General features: G+C 26.7%; 21 protein-coding genes. 18 read left to right on the top strand and 3 right to left on the bottom strand.

Going from position 1 to position 17,302, the window contains the following annotated elements; genetic code table 11:
* Positions 1-36 precede the first annotated feature (36 nt).
* From ABDZ60_RS14550 to ABDZ60_RS14535, 4 genes are all read left to right on the top strand, one after another.
* Complete coding sequence (locus ABDZ60_RS14550) at positions 37-930, top strand: AraC family transcriptional regulator (protein ID WP_343779025.1); 894 nt, start codon at positions 37-39, stop codon at positions 928-930.
* A 192-nt stretch (positions 931-1,122) separates the two neighbouring features.
* Complete coding sequence (locus ABDZ60_RS14545; protein ID WP_047001037.1) at positions 1,123-1,503, top strand: RrF2 family transcriptional regulator; 381 nt, start codon at positions 1,123-1,125, stop codon at positions 1,501-1,503.
* Positions 1,504-1,604: 101 nt separating this feature from the next.
* Complete coding sequence (locus ABDZ60_RS14540) at positions 1,605-2,228, top strand: class I SAM-dependent methyltransferase (RefSeq protein ID WP_343779023.1); 624 nt, start codon at positions 1,605-1,607, stop codon at positions 2,226-2,228.
* Between the two features lie 44 nt (positions 2,229-2,272).
* Positions 2,273-2,530, top strand: coding sequence for a TfoX/Sxy family protein (locus tag ABDZ60_RS14535; RefSeq protein ID WP_343779021.1), 258 nt, complete (start codon positions 2,273-2,275; stop codon positions 2,528-2,530).
* A 192-nt stretch (positions 2,531-2,722) separates the two neighbouring features.
* Here ABDZ60_RS14535 and ABDZ60_RS14530 read toward each other — a convergent pair whose 3' ends face one another.
* A complete protein-coding gene (locus ABDZ60_RS14530) occupies positions 2,723-3,304 on the bottom strand; it encodes a manganese efflux pump MntP (protein ID WP_343779019.1) in 582 nt (193 codons plus the stop codon).
* Between the two features lie 358 nt (positions 3,305-3,662).
* On the opposite strand from ABDZ60_RS14530, the gene ABDZ60_RS14525 reads away from it, so the two are divergent.
* The 11 genes from ABDZ60_RS14525 (at position 3,663) to ABDZ60_RS14475 (ending at position 11,607) form a co-directional block, all read left to right on the top strand.
* A complete protein-coding gene (locus tag ABDZ60_RS14525; RefSeq protein WP_343779017.1) occupies positions 3,663-4,565 on the top strand; it encodes an AEC family transporter in 903 nt (300 codons plus the stop codon).
* Between the two features lie 128 nt (positions 4,566-4,693).
* Complete coding sequence (locus ABDZ60_RS14520; RefSeq protein WP_016206116.1) at positions 4,694-4,867, top strand: (2Fe-2S)-binding protein; 174 nt, start codon at positions 4,694-4,696, stop codon at positions 4,865-4,867.
* A 232-nt stretch (positions 4,868-5,099) separates the two neighbouring features.
* Positions 5,100-5,765 (top strand): nucleotide-binding protein, encoded by a 666-nt coding sequence (locus ABDZ60_RS14515; RefSeq protein WP_047001039.1) that lies wholly within the window; start codon positions 5,100-5,102, stop codon positions 5,763-5,765.
* Between the two features lie 14 nt (positions 5,766-5,779).
* Positions 5,780-5,989: a 4Fe-4S dicluster domain-containing protein gene (locus tag ABDZ60_RS14510; RefSeq protein WP_016206114.1), complete on the top strand. Its 210-nt coding sequence runs from the start codon at positions 5,780-5,782 to the stop codon at positions 5,987-5,989.
* Positions 5,990-5,998: 9 nt separating this feature from the next.
* Positions 5,999-7,084, top strand: coding sequence for a 3-methyl-2-oxobutanoate dehydrogenase subunit VorB (gene vorB, locus ABDZ60_RS14505; protein WP_016206113.1), 1,086 nt, complete (start codon positions 5,999-6,001; stop codon positions 7,082-7,084).
* Complete coding sequence (locus ABDZ60_RS14500) at positions 7,068-7,799, top strand: thiamine pyrophosphate-dependent enzyme (protein ID WP_343779013.1); 732 nt, start codon at positions 7,068-7,070, stop codon at positions 7,797-7,799. The genes vorB and ABDZ60_RS14500 overlap by 17 nt, the downstream gene beginning before the upstream one ends.
* A 20-nt stretch (positions 7,800-7,819) precedes the next feature.
* A complete protein-coding gene (locus ABDZ60_RS14495; RefSeq protein ID WP_343779011.1) occupies positions 7,820-8,365 on the top strand; it encodes a 2-oxoacid:ferredoxin oxidoreductase subunit gamma family protein in 546 nt (181 codons plus the stop codon).
* 149 nt (positions 8,366-8,514) lie between these two features.
* Positions 8,515-8,709: a hypothetical protein gene (locus tag ABDZ60_RS14490; RefSeq protein ID WP_343779009.1), complete on the top strand. Its 195-nt coding sequence runs from the start codon at positions 8,515-8,517 to the stop codon at positions 8,707-8,709.
* 345 nt (positions 8,710-9,054) lie between these two features.
* On the top strand, positions 9,055-9,453 hold the full coding sequence (locus tag ABDZ60_RS14485) for a zinc-ribbon domain-containing protein (protein ID WP_047001042.1): 399 nt from the start codon (positions 9,055-9,057) through the stop codon (positions 9,451-9,453).
* 96 nt (positions 9,454-9,549) lie between these two features.
* On the top strand, positions 9,550-10,233 hold the full coding sequence (locus ABDZ60_RS14480; RefSeq protein WP_343779006.1) for a response regulator transcription factor: 684 nt from the start codon (positions 9,550-9,552) through the stop codon (positions 10,231-10,233).
* Complete coding sequence (locus ABDZ60_RS14475) at positions 10,234-11,607, top strand: sensor histidine kinase (RefSeq protein WP_016206107.1); 1,374 nt, start codon at positions 10,234-10,236, stop codon at positions 11,605-11,607.
* 56 nt (positions 11,608-11,663) lie between these two features.
* On the opposite strand, the gene ABDZ60_RS14470 is transcribed toward ABDZ60_RS14475, so the two are convergent.
* Complete coding sequence (locus ABDZ60_RS14470) at positions 11,664-13,427, bottom strand: urease accessory protein UreH domain-containing protein (RefSeq protein WP_343779004.1); 1,764 nt, start codon at positions 13,425-13,427, stop codon at positions 11,664-11,666.
* A gap of 168 nt (positions 13,428-13,595) precedes the next feature.
* On the opposite strand from ABDZ60_RS14470, the gene ABDZ60_RS14465 reads away from it, so the two are divergent.
* Entirely contained in the window at positions 13,596-14,213 is a 618-nt protein-coding gene (locus ABDZ60_RS14465; protein ID WP_016206105.1) for a superoxide dismutase, read from the top strand.
* A 163-nt stretch (positions 14,214-14,376) separates the two neighbouring features.
* On the opposite strand, the gene ABDZ60_RS14460 is transcribed toward ABDZ60_RS14465, so the two are convergent.
* Positions 14,377-15,189: an alpha/beta fold hydrolase gene (locus ABDZ60_RS14460; RefSeq protein WP_016206104.1), complete on the bottom strand. Its 813-nt coding sequence runs from the start codon at positions 15,187-15,189 to the stop codon at positions 14,377-14,379.
* 179 nt (positions 15,190-15,368) lie between these two features.
* On the opposite strand from ABDZ60_RS14460, the gene ABDZ60_RS14455 reads away from it, so the two are divergent.
* Positions 15,369-16,181, top strand: coding sequence for a dimethylarginine dimethylaminohydrolase family protein (locus ABDZ60_RS14455; protein WP_047001044.1), 813 nt, complete (start codon positions 15,369-15,371; stop codon positions 16,179-16,181).
* A 73-nt stretch (positions 16,182-16,254) separates the two neighbouring features.
* Positions 16,255-17,175 carry a DUF2935 domain-containing protein gene (locus ABDZ60_RS14450; RefSeq protein ID WP_343779000.1) on the top strand — a complete coding sequence of 307 codons (921 nt, stop codon included), beginning with the start codon at positions 16,255-16,257 and terminating at the stop codon, positions 17,173-17,175.
* Positions 17,176-17,302: the final 127 nt, after the last annotated feature.

Here is a 17,302-nt window from a genome sequence, read left to right as displayed (position 1 = left end):
ACTATAACTACCACGTGGGGAAAGGTGAGTGAAAGTTTGGATTATAATGATGCGATAGAAATATGTATTGAATTCATTGAGAAGAATATTAAAAATGAATTATCACCAGAAATAATAGCTAATGAGTGTGGATATTCTGTATTCCATTTCTCAAGGGTGTTTAACATTAATCAAGGTATTACTTTAATGGAATATGTAAAAAAAAGAAGACTTTCATTGGCAGCAAAAGATTTATTTAATGGTAAGAAAATAATAGATATAGCTTTAGAATACGGATTTCAAACTCATAACGGTTTCTCTAAAGCATTTAAGAAAGAGTTTGGGTTTAGTCCTACACAGTATTTAAAGCATATGGATAAAAATTTTGGAGAAAAATCAATTATAGGATTCGGAGGAGGATTTATGAAACCAAATATTATTGAAAAATCTGCATTCAAGGTTGCAGGATATGGTATTAAAACTAATGTAACGAATGGTAACTATACAAAAGATGTAGCTTCTTTTTGGATTAATTATGATGGAGAAAATTTAGAGAGTAAAATGTATCAAATATTGAATCCACCAAAACATGGAGAAGTGGGCTTATGTATTCCATCAAGAAATAATAGTGGAGAAGCAATTTATATGCTTGGAGTTATAGTTGATAATTTTGATGATATTGCTGAAGATATGATTACAGTGGAAGTTCCAGAAGCAACTTATGCTGTATTTACAACGCCTCCTATTAATACAAGTACTGAGGCTGGAAATAATGATTTTGCAAATGTTATTAAAAAAACTTGGAAATATATATTTGAAGAGTGGTTTAAAGACAGCGGATATGTATTTGATGAAACAAAATTAGATTTCGAATATTATGATGAGAGGTGTCATCCAGTTATAGATACTGTAATGGATATCTATGTACCAATATTAAAAAGAGAAATATAGAGTTTTATATAAAGCTCTAAAAAATAATTAAAAATATTAATAGATAAATGAAAAAAAGTAGACTTAAGCAATTGTATAATTCTTAAGTCTATTTTTATAGTTAAGAATATTATTTATATTGACACTAAATATGATTAAGTATATTATAGATAAATACAGTCTATAATATAATATTAGTTAAGGAGAAATGATGTGAAATATACTAAAGCTACAAATTATGCACTACATATAGTTGCATATATAATTAAAAATGATGATGGAAAAAATATAAGCTTATATCCTTTAGCGAATTACTTTAATATATCTCCAAGCTATTTATCTAAAATTTTAACCAAGTTAGTAAAAGCTGATATAATCCAATCAACTCCAGGTGTAAATGGAGGATATATATTATATAAAAATAAAGAAGATATTTCACTTTTAGATGTTATTGAGGCAATAGAAGGAAATAGCAGCATATTCACTTGTGAAATGCAGGAAAAAAGTGAATGTAAAATTCAAAATGCTATATTAGAGGCAGAGGGTGTAATGAAAATATACCTTAAAAACAAAAAAATATTTGAAATAATTTAAAATATATAAAATATTTTCATATTCATATTATAGACAATTCGAATCTATAATATGGTTAATTAAATAATAAAGCAAAAAATATATTTAAAGGAGAATAAAATATGACTGAGTTTTGGGAAAAAAGTTTTATAGAAAAGCAAACGATGTGGGGATTTGAACCATCAGAATCAGCTATTAGGGTAAAAGATTTTTTTGTTGAAAATAATATAAAAGATATATTAATACCAGGCATTGGTTACGGAAGAAATGCAAAGGTGTTTATTGATAATAATATAAATGTTACAGGAATCGAGATTTCAAAAACAGCTATTGATTTGGCAAGACAATATGGTATTAATATTAATATTTATAATGGTTCAGTTGCAGATATGCCTTTTGAAAATAAGCTTTATGAAGGGATATTTAGCTATGCACTTATTCATTTATTAAATGAAAGTGAGAGAAAAAAGTTTATTAGTGATTGTTACAAACAATTAAAACAAGATGGATATATGATATTTACGGCTATCTCCCAAAAGGCGCCTATGTTTGGAAAAGGTAGAAAAATTAATGAAAATTATTATGAAACAATGTCAGGAGTAAAAATCTTTTTTTATGATTCTGAGTCAATAAAAAAGGAGTTTCAAGAATATGGACTTGTAGAATTTTATGAGATTGAAGAAAGAGATAGTGATAATAAAGATAAACCGCCAATGAAGTTTTTATTGATAAAATGTAAAAAGTAAATAGTTTAAATAAGAGTGAAATAGGAATTTAGTGAGGTGATATAATGGGTAAATTATCAAAGTTACCAAACATAGGTAATGAAATTGAGCGACAATTGAATCAAGTTGGTGTAACTACATATGACGAATTGAAACACTTAGGAGTTGAAAATGCATGGCTTAGAATACAGGAAGTTGATGAATCTGCATGTATGAACAGATTGCTAGCATTAGAGGGTGCATTACAAGGAGTTAAAAAGACATTACTGACAGATGAGCGCAAGTTAGAATTAAAAAAATTTTATAATTTGCATAGAAAATAATTGCAGATAAATTTATGATTGAATTAAGTATTTAAAGCCCATCTACTTTAGGTAAGCTTAAGAAGATGGGCTTTAATACTAAGTTTAGTTATGGATAAATTCAACTTCATTAAGCATTTAATGCTTCTCATAAGTTAAATTTATGTTTTTAGAGGTAAAACCTCTTTGCTTTTCATTTTTTTATTTCTAACCTTACATTAAGTGTTCAATTAGTATTTTAATTCCTATGCCTATTAAAATGACTCCACCAATCATTTCTGCATAATTTTGAACATACTGTCCAAGTTTTTTGCCAAGAAAAACTGCTAAAAAGCTTAATACAAAAGTAGTTATTCCTATTATTGTTATAGAGGGAACAATACTAACACTTAAAAATGCAAAGCTTACCCCAACTGCTAAAGCATCAATACTAGTTGCAATAGCTAAAACAGTTAGTTTCTTATAAGAAAATTCATCTCTTTCACATTCTGTAGCTAGCTCTGTATCTTTATCAGCTTTTAGTTCTTTAATAGATTCTATTAACATTTTTCCACCTATAATTCCAAGTAGTATAAAAGCTATCCAATGATCAAAAGATTTTATATAGCTTTCAAAATACCTGCCAAACCACCAGCCTAGTAAAGGCATAAAGGCTTGGAAGCCGCCAAAGAATGCTGCAACTCTAAAAGAGCATTTAAATTCATCTTCTTTTAAACAAATCCCCTTAGCTAATGAAACAGCAAAGGCATCCATAGATAAGCCTATTCCTGTCATAAAAATTGAAAAAAACCCCATTGTATGTACTCCTTTATTATAGAATTTATTGCAAAATCCTAAATAATATTTAGGATTTTATTGCCTCTTTATGGATTATAAACGAATAAAAAAAGACTTATACGCAGCAAAGCTACGCATAAGTCTCGTTATTTAATACTAAGCCAGAACAACGTTCAATATGTTGACTTAGTAACTCTTACACAATTAGAGTTAACTACTCCCCTATACAGAAAAATCAATATCATTATAATACCAAAAAAATGTAAGTTTATCAATATATTTAGTGAGATAGTTAATAAAAAAATAATTCCTATATAACTTCATTCAATAAACCGTATATAATGTAAATAAAAAGATTTATTTATAGGAGAAAAGTATGACAGTTTTAAATAAAATAATCTCTTTATTCTTAATAATATTAATAGGGGCATATGGAACAAGAAAAAGCATAATAAATGAAGAAGTTAATAAAGGACTAAGAAAAATATTATTAGAAATAACACTACCACTATTGGTAATAAATTCCTTTAGTTTTGAATTTAGTGAGGGGATGGGACGAAATGTTTTAATATCATTTATTTATAGTATAGCCTTTATGATAGTTGGAGCCATTATATCTTATATTTTCTTATTTCCATTTAAGGGTGAGAAGAAAAAGATTCTTCATTTTGCAAATGTATTCTCAAACTGTGGCTTTATAGGTTTCCCAATAATCAATAGTATATTTGGAGCTGAAGGGGTAGTTTATACCTCAATATTTAATATGGTGTTTACAATAGCTTTATGGACATATGGAGTTATGATTTTTTCAGATAAAATGTCAAAGGATAATATAAAAAAGGTTTTATTGAATCCAGCAATAATAGCAGTATATCTAGGCATTCCTATGATGTTATTTAATATAAAGTTGCCAGCATTTTTACTAGATACAACTAAAATTGTTGGAGATATGACTGCACCAATTTCAATGATAATAGTGGGAAGTATATTATCCAAGGTAAAAATAAAAGATGTATTTAAGGAGTTTTCAATATACTATGGATCATTAATAAAGCTTATAATAATTCCTTTAGGTTTATTAATTATTAAAAAAGTTCTAAATGATAATAGTACTATAATAAATACTATAATAATCGTACAAGCCATGCCAGCAGCAGCTATGACCTCAATATTTGCGGCTGACTTTAATAAAGAAGAGGAATATTCAGCAATAGTTGTATTTATCACAACCTTGTTATCCATAATTACTATACCTATAATAGCTAAGATAATAAATTAAATAATAATAATTTTTAAATAATATATTTTATTTATTAGAAAATTATTATATAATGAGACCGAGCTATAATAAAAAGTTTTATTTTAGAAATAATATATAGAAATGATTATAGAAATTGAGGTGTAGAAATGGATTTAGTTTGTTTATGCAAAGGAATAGAAAAAGACATAATAATAAAGTCAGTAAAAGATGGTGCAGATACATTTGAAAAGGTTCAGCTAGATACTGAAGCAGGAACAGGATATTGTAGAGCTAGTAGATGTAAATGTAAGATAGAAGAATTAATTAGAGAAAACAAATAGTTTTGTTAAGGAGTTTTAGAGTTATTCTAAGGCTCTTTTATTATATTGCAAAGAATTACCATAAATGTAATTAATATAATATATAATTTGATAAATTTTTAAAGATTTAATTAGATATAGATAGTTTCCTAGAGATACTAATAAAACGTACAACAGGATCACACTTTTTATTGATAGTAAAATAAAATATAAAGTATACTTATAGTAAGAATGTTTAATGAGGAGTGTTAGTGTGAGTAGGATTAAGATATTTACTGGACACTTTGGTAGTGGTAAGACAGAAATTGCAATTAATTACGCTATAAAGATGGCTAAGGAAGGTAAAAAGGTAGCATTAGTTGATATGGATGTAATAAATCCTTATTTTTGTGTAAGAGATATTAAAGCAACTTTAGAGAATGATTATAAAATAAGAGTTATAAGTACAAAAAAAGATTTAGTTAATGCAGAGCTAATGGTACTATCAGGAGAAATATTATCTGTATTTAATGATAAATCATATGAAGTTATATTAGATATTGGTGGAGATAATGTAGGTGCAAGGGTTCTAGGTGTATATAACAAGTACTTTGAAGAAGAAGATTATTCAATGTATTTTGTTTTAAATAATTCAAGACCAGAAACCTTAAATTGTAGTATGGCAAGTAAATATCTAAAATCTATAGAAGTAGCTAGTAGATTAAAAGTTACTAATATTATATCAAATACTCACATGATGAAGGAAACAGAATGTAAGCATATATTGAAAGGAGATATAGAATCTTTGGAGTTATCTAAGTTTTTAAGCATTCCTTACAAATACACTGTGTGTACTAGAGAGTTTGAAGAGGTAATAGAGGATAAAGTTAATGGAGAAGTATTACCTATAGAATTATATATGGACATACCTTGGGAATAATAAGGAGGAATTAAATGGCTAAGGTTATATTTAAAGAGGAAAGATGCAAAGGATGTGGGCATTGCATAAATATATGCCCTAAAAAAATTATAAGCTTTAAAGAAATTTTTAATAGTAAGGGATATCATCCAGCGGGAATAGAGGAAGATCTCATGACACAATGTATAGCTTGTGCATCTTGTGGAAAAATTTGTCCTGATTGTGTAATAACAATTGAAAGGTAGGGGATAACTATGGGGGAAAAGTTTTTAATGAAGGGAAATGAAGCTATAGCAGAAGCAGCTATTAGGGCTGGATGTAAATGTTTTTTTGGTTATCCTATAACTCCTCAAACTGAATTAATAGCATATATGGCAAAGAATATGGGAAAAGTCAATGGCGTTTTTTTGCAAGCTGAAAGTGAAATTGCAGCTATTAATATGGTTTATGGATGTGGGGGAACTGGAGTTAGATGCATGACTTCATCATCTAGTCCAGGAATAAGTTTAATGTCAGAAGGAATTTCATATTTAGCAGCAGCAGAGATTCCTTGCGTATTGGTAGATATAGTTAGATGTGGACCAGGGCTTGGAGGGATACAGCCAGCTCAATCAGATTATTTATTTGTAAATAAGGGATTAGGCCATGGAGATTTTAATATATTAGTTTATGCACCAGCATCAATTCAAGAAATGACCGAATTAATACATGATGCATTTGATTTAAGTGATTTATACAGAACACCAGTAATGATAATGGCCGATGGAATGATTGGACAAATGATGGAAGCTGTGGAATTTAAAGATAAAGAAAAAAGAGAATTACCAGAAAAAACTTGGGCTGCTAATGGACTTGGAAATAGAAAAAAACATAATATAATTAATTCTTTAGAACTAAATCCAGAAAAACTAGAAGAATTAAATTTGAAACTTCAAGATAAATATAAAGTAATAAAAGAAAAAGAAAGTAAATATGAGTTGTATAATTGTGAAAATTCATGTGATTTAATATTAGTTTCTTATGGGATAACCTCAAGAATATGTAAGAGTGTTATAAACCTTGCAAAAAATGATGGAATAAATTTAGGATTAATAAGGCCTATAACAACATGGCCATTTCCTTATGAAGCATTTACTAAGACATTAGGAAAAAGTAAATTTGGATATTTATCTGTAGAGATGAATTGTGGACAAATGGTTGAAGATGTGAAATTAGCTGTTAATGGAAATGAAGAGGTTAGATTTTATGGTAGGACAGGTGGAATGATACCAAAAGTAGATGAAATATATGAAAATATAAAATCTATTATTGGAGGTATAGAAAATGAGTATAGTTTATAGGCCAACAAAGGCACTTTTAGATGTACCTACACATTATTGTCCAGGATGCACACATGGAATAATCCATAAGTTAGTAGGAGAAGTAATAGAAGAATTAGGAATATTACACAAAACTATAGGAGTTGCATCTGTTGGATGCTCTGTTCTTGCATATGATTATTTTGCTTGTGATATGTTTCAATCAGCACATGGAAGGGCTCCAGCAGTAGCTACAGGTATAAAAAGAGCTAATCCAGATAAAGTAGTGTTTACTTATCAAGGAGATGGAGACTTAATAGCCATAGGAACTGGAGAGGTTGTTCATGCAGCAGCAAGAGGAGAAAATATTGTAACTATTTTTGTAAACAATTGCATATATGGTATGACAGGTGGCCAAATGGCACCTACAAGCCTAGTAGGACAAGTTACTGAAACATCTCCCTATGGAAGAAATGTTAATACTCAAGGTTATCCAATAAGAGTGGCAGAAATGATTTCTACTTTAGACGGTGCATGCTATGTTGAAAGAGTAAGTGTAGATAATATAGCAAATTTAACAAAAGCTAAAAAAGCAATTAAAAAAGCTTTCGACAATTCAATTCAAGGGTTAGGATATTCTTTTATAGAGGTGTTGTCTACATGTCCAACTAACTGGGGATTAGCACCAGTTGAAGCTTTAAAGTGGCTTAGAGAAAATATGATTCCCTATTATCCATTAGGAGTTAAGAAGGAGTAAAAAGGGGAGGGCATAGATAAATGATAAAAAAAGAAATAATTTTTGCAGGATTTGGAGGACAAGGAATATTAACTATTGGTAAATTACTAGCTTATGCTGCTATGGACAAGGGATTAAATGTTTCTTGGCTACCATCCTATGGACCAGAAATGAGAGGGGGTACAGCAAATTGCTCAGTAATAATATCTAATGAAGAAGTAGGATCACCAGTCATATCAAAAGCAGATGCACTTGTTGTAATGAATAAACCATCACTAGATAAATTTATAAATTCAATAAAAAGAGATGGAATATTAATAGTAGATTTAGACATGATTAAAGAGAAAATCAATTTAGAAGAAATAGAAGTATATAAAATTGATGCTGAGACAAAGGCAGAAGGTCTTGGTGATAAAAGGAATGCTAACATGATACTACTTGGTTTTTTAGTTGAGAAGCTTAAAATTATAACAATTGAAGAATTAATAGCTTCTGTTAAGAGCCATGGAAAAAAAGAGTATTATAATCTAAATAAAGAAGCAATAGAGTTAGGTGCTAAGGAAGCTAAGAAATATAATACAAATTAAAGTATAAGGGCTGTCTGTGTGACAGCCTCCTTTAAATAAAAAAAATATTAAGATTTCATTAAATATGCTAAAGTTAGAATAATTTGTAACGAAAATGTCAATAAATCATTTTATAATAGTAGTAAGATAAATAATAAGGAGGTGAGAATATGATAAAAGTAGATGTAAATAAGCATTGTAGCTTAAATAAAGCTGTAAGAAGTTTATTTTATAAAAAACAAAACATAAATAATTCAATTTATTATAGTGAAGAAGAAAAAAGATTACTAACAAAAGAAATAGAAAGAGATATATATGATACATGGGAAAAAATTAGATATTCATTAAATATGAATAAAGGATAATATATTATTACTGTTTTTATTTGAAAATAAATTTATAGAGGAGAGTATACCTTGATAATAAGTAGTATTATAGTGTGTTTTACTATAGTTAAAAATTTATTTAATGTAAAAATTTATAAAAGTAATAATATGAGAGGTAATATGAATAAAAATGAATATTATTTTTAGATAAGAAGTTAGAGTTATAATAAATTCTGGCTTCTTATTTATTTTAAAAATGATAGAATAAAGATATAGTTTAATTAAAAAGTTAATATAAAATCAATAAATATAAGTGTTTATAGAATGAATATTAACTTAATTATATTTTATAAGTGACGAATAGAGTAAATAAGGAGAGTATATATGTTTTTTATAGGTATATTTGGGATAGAAAATAAAGAAAAGGAAATAAAAATTATAAATAATTTGACTTGTAAAGGTTGTAATAGATTAACTATGGCAAGAGTTATAAAGAGTTATGAATTTTTTCACTTCTTTTTTATACCAATATTTAAATGGAATGAAAAATATTATATTCAATGTGAAAGCTGTAGAAAAGTATTTTCTATTTCAAAAGAAAAGGGAAAAGCTATTGAAAAAAATGAAAATATAGAGATAACTTATTGGGATTTACAAGAAATCAATAATTCTTATAGTAATGGATATTACAAATATAATGTAAATAATGTTTGTAAAAACTGTGGTAAAGTAGTTGATTCAGAATATAAATATTGTCCGTACTGTGGTCATGAGGTGAAATAAATATTTTTAAAATAGTTATATAATATCTTCATAATCTCTTTAAAAAACTTTGTTAAAGTTAAGGTGAATCATAAAAATTAGAAAGGAAAGTTTTATATGAGTAACATTTTAATAGTTGAAGATGAAGAAAGTGTAGCTAATGTAATAAAGGCATATTTAGAGAAAGAAAACTACAATGTTTATATATGTAATTCTGGGTTAGAATCTTTAGAGTTTTTTAAGAAAATAAACTTTGATTTAGTTATATTGGATTTAATGCTTCCAGATATAGATGGAGAAGAAGTATGTAAAATAATAAGAGAAATATCTAATGTATATATTTTTATGCTTACTTCTAAAGCAAGTTTAAATGATAGAATCAATGGGCTTAATTTAGGTGCAGATGAATATTTAGTAAAACCATTTAGCCCTAGAGAATTAACAGCAAGAGTAAATGCATTATTTAGAAGAATAAATACAAAGTCTGATGTAAAAGACTTATTTAATGATGGAATACTACGAATAGATTATGAAAAAAGAATAGTAAAATTAAATGAGATAGAAATATCACTTACTCCAAGTGAATTTGATATATTATATACTTTAATTATTAATAAGGGTAAGGTATTAAGTAGGGAACAACTTATAGAAAGAGTATTTGGTATGGACTTTGATGGCTATGATAGAACTATAGATGTACATATTAAGAATATCAGAAAAAAGATAGAAGAAGATACTAGAAGTCCTAAATACATAATAACAGTGACAAAGGTTGGATATAAGTTTGGCGGTGAAATATAAATGCAAAGCATAAGAAAACGGCTAAGTATTTTGTTTGCTATATCATCACTTATAGCAATTTTATTAACAATATTATTTGTAAATATAACTATTAATAATAAATTTAACAAGTATATGCTTGATATTCAAAATAAAAGAAATGAAAGAATAGTTTCTTATTTTGAAGAAGTTTACAAAAGAGATAATATGTGGAAGGAAGACTCTGGAATAGAGCTTATGCATGAAGCATATATGGGAAATTACTGTTTAACATTAAGAGATACAAATGGTAATGTAATATGGGGAATGGATCCATCTAATATAATAGATAGTAGTCATTTAAGTAATATGAATGTAGAAAATAAAGGAGTTTATGTTAATAAAAAGTTTGATGTAATAGTTGATGGAAGTACAGTTGGATATGTTGAACTAGGACAATATTCATCTATTTTATTAACAGAAGAAGATATAGAATTCAAGTCATCAATAAATAGAAGTATAATTTTAAGTGGAATAGGAACTTTAGGAATAGTAATACTTATAAGTTTATATCTTTCTAATGAATTATCAATACCAATAAGGAAGATTGCAAAAACTTCAAAAAGGCTTTCCAATGGTAACTTTAATGCAAAATCTTATTATGAAAGTGATATTGAAGAAATTGAAGAACTAAGAGACAATATAAATATATTAGGAGAAAAGTTAAGATATCAGGATATGTTAAGAAAAAGATTAGTTTCAGATATATCTCATGAAATCAGAACTCCATTAAATGTATTACAAAATAACTTAGAAGCAATGATAGATGGAATATTTCCAGTAAATAATCAAAGATTAGTTTCTTTAAATGAGGAAGTAATTAGATTTGGAAAGTTATTAAATAACCTAGATACACTAAAAGAATTTGAAGATGAAAGTATATGTATAGATTTTGAAAATATTATTTTAGACGAATTTATTATGGAGATAGTACATGAATTTTCATTGGAAGCTAAAAGTAAAAATATAAACTTTGAATGTACAATAGATAAAGAAGAATCTTATTTGATTTATGGTGATAGAGATAAATTAAAACAAGTATTTATAAATCTTATATCTAACTCTATAAAATTTACAAATAGCAATGGATATATAAATTTATATTTATATAAAAATAATGAAAGTACAATAGTTGAAATTAAAGATAATGGAATAGGAATAAAACAAGAAGATTTACCATTTATATTTGAAAGACTTTATAGAGGTGATAAAAGTAGACAAAGTATAGAAGGAAATGGTATAGGATTAACAATAGTGAAAAAAATATTAAATCTTCATTATGCATCTATTGATGTGGAAAGTGAAGAAGGAGTAGGAACAAGCTTTAAAATAAACTTTAATAATACAAAAGCATAAAATGTAAGGGAGATTAGATAAATTTAATTTATCTAATCTCCCTTAATGAGTTTTACTTAAAAATTAATATATTTATTTATAATAGTATCTAAATCACTATTTTGGACATCTTCAACAAATTCAATTATGCCTAGGATTTCACCATTTTTAGTAATAGAGTAACCACCAGATTTAATAGAAATTAATTCTATTTCAAATATTGATTTTTTTCCTGTAAATGATGATAAAACACTTCCATCTTCTAAATTTAAAATTGTATATTCTCCTTGAAAATCAGCATAATTATTAAGATCAATAGTTAAAAGGAATTTTAAATTATTTTGAGCAACTAGTATTAACGGATTTAAACTACTACCTTCTCCCTTAATTATTGCTGTTTGAAATTCATTAGTTACTTTAGAAGTAGTAATTAAGTTTTCAGGATAAGTAGCAGAATTATTTAATGGTACAGCACAACAGCTAGGTCCATTACTTGCACTAGGTAATGAAGGGTCATATTTGGAAGTATCAGTTGAATCTAAATCATCAACTACCTTTATAACACCTCTTATCATTCCCATCCAGCAGCTGAAGTTTATGTCCTTATCAGTAGGAGTAAATTCAATTATGTTTTCTCCACTTTTAAGTTTTTGTTGAATATCTAATGAATTTACTACTATTGAATTATTACAGTAATTAAGACTTTCTCCATTAATTACCCATTTAACAGGAACTCCCTTTTGAACATAAAAAACATTAGGGCTATAACCATTATTGTTAGCAGTCATATTAATAATTTGAACACCATCTTCTAAGATCGCTTTAGAAGAATCAGTACTAGAATTCGAATTAAATGAACTTACCATAACGTAACTTAAAGGATTTATATTTATTCCAGAAAGTGATAAACCTCTATTACTCATTATTAAACCTAAAACAATAATAAGAACTCCACTAAATTTAAGAAGCTTTTTAGTATATCCTTTACTTAAGAATCCGGATATTGCTCCAAATGTAAGCATTAATGGAACAGTACCTAATGCAAATATAAACATGGATAATGCTCCCTTTAAAGCACTTCCAGTTCCAAGAGCAAATAATTGCATAGTTTGAAGAGGTCCACAAGGCATAAATCCATTTAGAAAACCGACTAAAAAAGGTGAATTAAACCTTCTTTTATATTTAGATAAAAAGTTAGGTATTTTTATGCTAAATTTTCTAAATAATTTAAATCCAGATATGTTTAAACCCATTATAACCATAAATAATCCTGCAAAGATTTGGATAAAGGCTTTGGCAGTAATAGAAAGAGAAAATACAGAGCCAATACCGCCAATTAGACCACCTAAAATGGAATAAGACAGTACTCTACCTAAGTTATATAGCAGAGAGGGAGTTATGGATTCTAATTTACTTTTGCTTTCTTTAGCAAAGGACAAGCTTTGAGAAATCATTATTCCACCGCACATACCAACACAGTGAATAGATGTAAAAATTCCTACAACAAAAAGGAATGCGTATGAAGCATTATTAAGTTTAGACTCCATATCAAAACCACTAGTTCTTAAACCAAGAGTAAAAATAACAAATATTATTATAAGTATCCCTATAAAGCCTAAATTACTAGAAGATTCTGTGGAATATCCTATTTTTCTAATAAGTTTTTTAATGTCTTCAATATTACAAAGTTTACTATCATAATCAATTTCAAGAGTTTCTTTGGTGTAATCAGCTTTAGCATTTTTAACACCATTTATATTTTTTATAGAGTTTTCAATTCTTTTTTCGCATGAAGTACAAGTCATATCATATACTTTAATTTTTTCTCTCTTAATACTCATAAAAGTCCTCCTAAATATTCATTAAAAAAAGTATATGAAATAAATGTGTTATTTTTATGAAGATAGATATAACATATTAAAAATAATGATTATATACATAATCATTAGAGAATTAGGGAAAATTAATATTGATTTGTATTAAGAGATTAAAATAAAGGAGAGATAAATATGTATAATAAAATTAAATTACCATATGCCTTTGATGCATTAGAACCATATATAGATGAAGAAACAGTAAGGACACACTATGAAAAACATCTTAACACGTATGAAACAAATTTAAATAAGGCATTGGAAGGATATGAAGAATATACAAAAGGAAAGACACTAGATCAATTAATTAAGGATATAGAAGATCTACCAGAAGAAATAAGACCAGCAGTTGTAAACAATGGTGGAGGTGTGTCAAATCATAATTTATATTTTTCAATTCTTTCACCAAATCCTAAAAAAGAACCAACAGGAAAATTGCTTGATGAAATAAATAAGACTTTTGGAAGCTTGGAAAACTTAAAAGAAGAATTGACTAATGCATCTATAACACAATTCGGATCAGGATATGGATTTTTAGTTAAAGATAAAGATGGGAAATTATCAATAGTAAAAAGAGTTAATCAAAATTCACCAGTAATGGATAATCTTATTCCTATATTAACAATAGATGTATGGGAGCATGCATATTATCTAAAGTACAAAAATCTAAGAGCAGATTATGTGAAGAATATATGGAATGTAATAGATTGGGAAAAAGTTCAAGGTCTTTATGAAGATTGCCACAACATTTAAGTAAAAAACTGTCGCAGAGCAACCCAAAATATAAATGAAAAATTAATGAAAAAACTCCCGTAGGAGTTTTTAAAATTAAATTATTTTTAGTAATTTAGAACAAAATTACATTAATAATTAGTTGCTATTAATTTTTGATTTAGTTGTCCTTGCGGCAGTATTTCTATTCTTCTATAAATTTTAGAATTTCATTGTTCACTATTTCTTTTTCTTCAATAAACCCTGCATGTCCGCTGTTTTGTAATGGAATAAGTTTAGACTCTATAATATTTTTATTTATATATTCAGCAAATTCGTATGGACAAACAGTATCATGTACTCCATGAAGTATTAATGTAGGAACTTTAATTTTAGGAATGTCATTAAATAAAGTTTCAGTCTTAAGTGTATTCAAGCATTGAGAAGTAGCCCAAGATGAAGCAGTTAGTGATATATTATTAAACCAATTTAGCATAGGTGGAGAAGTATATTGGAAGAAGAATAAGCCTGAAATATCATTTAGAAGCTTAGGCCTATCATTAATAGACTGATTTATAAAGCCGTCCACCTGCTCTTTAGTATATCCATAAGGCCAATCTTGCATTTGAACCCAACTAGGAGCAGCTGGACTAATTAAGCAAAGTTTTGATACTTTATAATTGTTATATTTAGATAAGTATCTTATACATAGAGCTCCACCCATGGAATGTCCAACTAAAGTTACTTTATCTAGTTTAAGAACATCAATTACTTTTTTTATATCAGCAGCCATAGAATCATAGTCATAACCAGAATAAGGTCTATCAGATTCACCAAATCCTCTCAGGTCAACAGCAACACATCTAAATCCTTTATCGGGGAAAAAATTCAACTGATATTCATAGATATTGTGATTTAATGGCCATCCATGAATAAATAGTATGGTTTTTTCAGCATCAGGGTTTAGATCCTCCAATAATATTCTAGAATCATCACTTATTTTAACAAAGTATTTCATAAAACTCTCCTATATAAATTTTATCTATAGCAATATATTCAAGTGGTAATAAACCTGTTAACAGATAGTAATAATTGTGGATAAAAGAAAACTTAAATTAATGAATATTATTAAAGATGTAGAGAAAATATAAAATGAGAAAATAATAAATTTTATAAATATAAAGGGGAAATTAGTTGATGAAAATATATAATGTAAGCCAATATGGGACTTTAAAATCATGCATAATTTGCTATCCAGTAAATTTTAAAATAAATAATAAAAGCAGTGAGTATTATAACAAAATAAATTATGATTTACTTTATAGCCAATATAATAAATTTATAAATACATTAAGCAAAAATAATATAAGCTTATATTTTATTGATATTAATAAAAATGCGACTCAACAAGTGTTTACCCAAGATATTGGATTTGTAATAAATGATGTATTATTTATAAGTAATATGAAAGAAAATGACAGGAAAATTGAAACGGATTCTTTTAAATCTTTTGTGAAAGAAAATAACATTAAGCATTATGAAATGAGTAATATTATGGAAGGTGGGGATATAATTAAATATGATAATGTTATTTTCGTAGGAATAAGTGACAGAACAACAATAGAAGCTGCAAATGAACTTCAAGAAGTATTGATAAATATGAATTTCAAATATAAAGTAATTCCTATATACTTTGATACGAGTAAAATACATTTAGATTGTGTATTTAATATTTTAGATAAGGGAAGTGCAGTTATATCACCTTATATTTATGATAAAAAGGTAATAGAAAAATATATAAAAAACTTATACGAAATATCAAAGAAAGATGCAGATGAATTAGGAACTAATTATATATATTTAGGTAATAAAAAGATATTAAGCAGTAATAGAAATGTTACTGAATATTTAAAAAAAGAAGGATATGAAGTAGAATTTATAGATTATGGTGAAATAATAAAAGCAAAAGGAAGTTTAGGATGCTCATGTATGTTTACCTTGAGAGAGTAATATAAAGTATTATTTATATTAACAAAAACATATTTCATGAATATAATATAATAAAATTTTATGGAGTGATTATATGTTAAGTCGTGAAAAATATGTTGATTTATCTCTAGAACTACATTTATTTTACACAAAGATTATGAGGGATCATGCTATTTTTTTAGAAGCAGGATTTCCACAAAAGAATACTAAACTTTCAAAAGAAGCAGATGAATATAAAGTACAATTTGAAAAATATCTGATAGATATAATTAAATTAAGCAAAGGGATAGTTAAAGAAGATATATTAGAATCCAAAGAACTTTATACTGAATATACATTAAATGCTGAAAATAAAACACAATATTATACAGGTATAGAAATAAACCCAAAAATAACTGATATGCAGTCAAAGATAAAATCTAAAAATAATGAAATAAATGAAAGAACAATAAATAACATAAGAAAATTTAATAGTAGAGTTATAAAATTACTAGATGATTTTATAGATTTTAAAAGCAGGATTTTAGATGAGATACTAAGTTGTATGCTTTTCTCTTCAAATTATCCTACATTTGTTGAACATTTAATACATGAAGCAAAATTATATCGTTCATATATATATTCAATTGAGAATAATGAAGACATTAAGGAAAAAAATATAAAAGAAACTCAGTTATTTTGGAATCATATTATGATGGAGCATGCATTATTTATTAGAGGATTACTTGATCCATCAGAAGGCAATTTAATAAACTCATCAAATAATTTTGTAAAGATATATAATGATTTAATTGAAGAAGCAAAGAATATGAATGAATCTAGTATATTAGATTTAACAGAAAATACTTTGAAGGAGACAAAGAAATTAAGAGATTTCAAGGAAGCTGGTGTTGAAGGAATAGAAGAATGTAAGATAAAATCAATAATATTACCGCTTTTAGCTGACCATGTATTAAGAGAAGCTAATCATTATATACGATTATTAAAAAAATATGAAAATAAACGTCTAAAATAATAAAAACATATTTAAAATAAAAATAAACAGTGTATATAAAAATACCTAAAAACGAAGAATTATATAAATCTCTTGAAAATTACTGTGGTGATATATAAAATTAGTATATAGAAGCTGTAATATTTTT

The organism is Clostridium sartagoforme (assembly GCF_039521405.1).
GTDB classification, from domain to species: Bacteria; Bacillota; Clostridia; order Clostridiales; family Clostridiaceae; genus Clostridium; species Clostridium sartagoforme.
Note: the sequence above shows the minus strand (reverse complement) of the source record. Positions and strands in the feature narration are given on the sequence as shown.

Excerpts from the sequence above, each read along its gene's own strand:
- ABDZ60_RS14520 (WP_016206116.1), top strand. The coding sequence starts at position 4,694 with ATGGATTTAGTTTGTTTATGCAAAGGAATAGAAAAAGACATAATAATA.
- ABDZ60_RS14500 (WP_343779013.1), top strand. The coding sequence starts at position 7,068 with ATGAGTATAGTTTATAGGCCAACAAAGGCACTTTTAGATGTACCTACA.
- ABDZ60_RS14535 (WP_343779021.1), top strand. The coding sequence starts at position 2,273 with ATGGGTAAATTATCAAAGTTACCAAACATAGGTAATGAAATTGAGCGA.
- ABDZ60_RS14465 (WP_016206105.1), top strand. The coding sequence starts at position 13,596 with ATGTATAATAAAATTAAATTACCATATGCCTTTGATGCATTAGAACCA.
- ABDZ60_RS14490 (WP_343779009.1), top strand. The coding sequence starts at position 8,515 with ATGATAAAAGTAGATGTAAATAAGCATTGTAGCTTAAATAAAGCTGTA.
- ABDZ60_RS14540 (WP_343779023.1), top strand. The coding sequence starts at position 1,605 with ATGACTGAGTTTTGGGAAAAAAGTTTTATAGAAAAGCAAACGATGTGG.
- ABDZ60_RS14530 (WP_343779019.1), bottom strand. The coding sequence starts at position 3,304 with ATGGGGTTTTTTTCAATTTTTATGACAGGAATAGGCTTATCTATGGAT.
- ABDZ60_RS14525 (WP_343779017.1), top strand. The coding sequence starts at position 3,663 with ATGACAGTTTTAAATAAAATAATCTCTTTATTCTTAATAATATTAATA.
- ABDZ60_RS14510 (WP_016206114.1), top strand. The coding sequence starts at position 5,780 with ATGGCTAAGGTTATATTTAAAGAGGAAAGATGCAAAGGATGTGGGCAT.
- ABDZ60_RS14450 (WP_343779000.1), top strand. The coding sequence starts at position 16,255 with ATGTTAAGTCGTGAAAAATATGTTGATTTATCTCTAGAACTACATTTA.
- ABDZ60_RS14480 (WP_343779006.1), top strand. The coding sequence starts at position 9,550 with ATGAGTAACATTTTAATAGTTGAAGATGAAGAAAGTGTAGCTAATGTA.
- ABDZ60_RS14495 (WP_343779011.1), top strand. The coding sequence starts at position 7,820 with ATGATAAAAAAAGAAATAATTTTTGCAGGATTTGGAGGACAAGGAATA.
- ABDZ60_RS14475 (WP_016206107.1), top strand. The coding sequence starts at position 10,234 with ATGCAAAGCATAAGAAAACGGCTAAGTATTTTGTTTGCTATATCATCA.
- ABDZ60_RS14460 (WP_016206104.1), bottom strand. The coding sequence starts at position 15,189 with ATGAAATACTTTGTTAAAATAAGTGATGATTCTAGAATATTATTGGAG.
- ABDZ60_RS14470 (WP_343779004.1), bottom strand. The coding sequence starts at position 13,427 with ATGAGTATTAAGAGAGAAAAAATTAAAGTATATGATATGACTTGTACT.
- ABDZ60_RS14455 (WP_047001044.1), top strand. The coding sequence starts at position 15,369 with ATGAAAATATATAATGTAAGCCAATATGGGACTTTAAAATCATGCATA.
- ABDZ60_RS14485 (WP_047001042.1), top strand. The coding sequence starts at position 9,055 with ATGTTTTTTATAGGTATATTTGGGATAGAAAATAAAGAAAAGGAAATA.
- vorB (WP_016206113.1), top strand. The coding sequence starts at position 5,999 with ATGGGGGAAAAGTTTTTAATGAAGGGAAATGAAGCTATAGCAGAAGCA.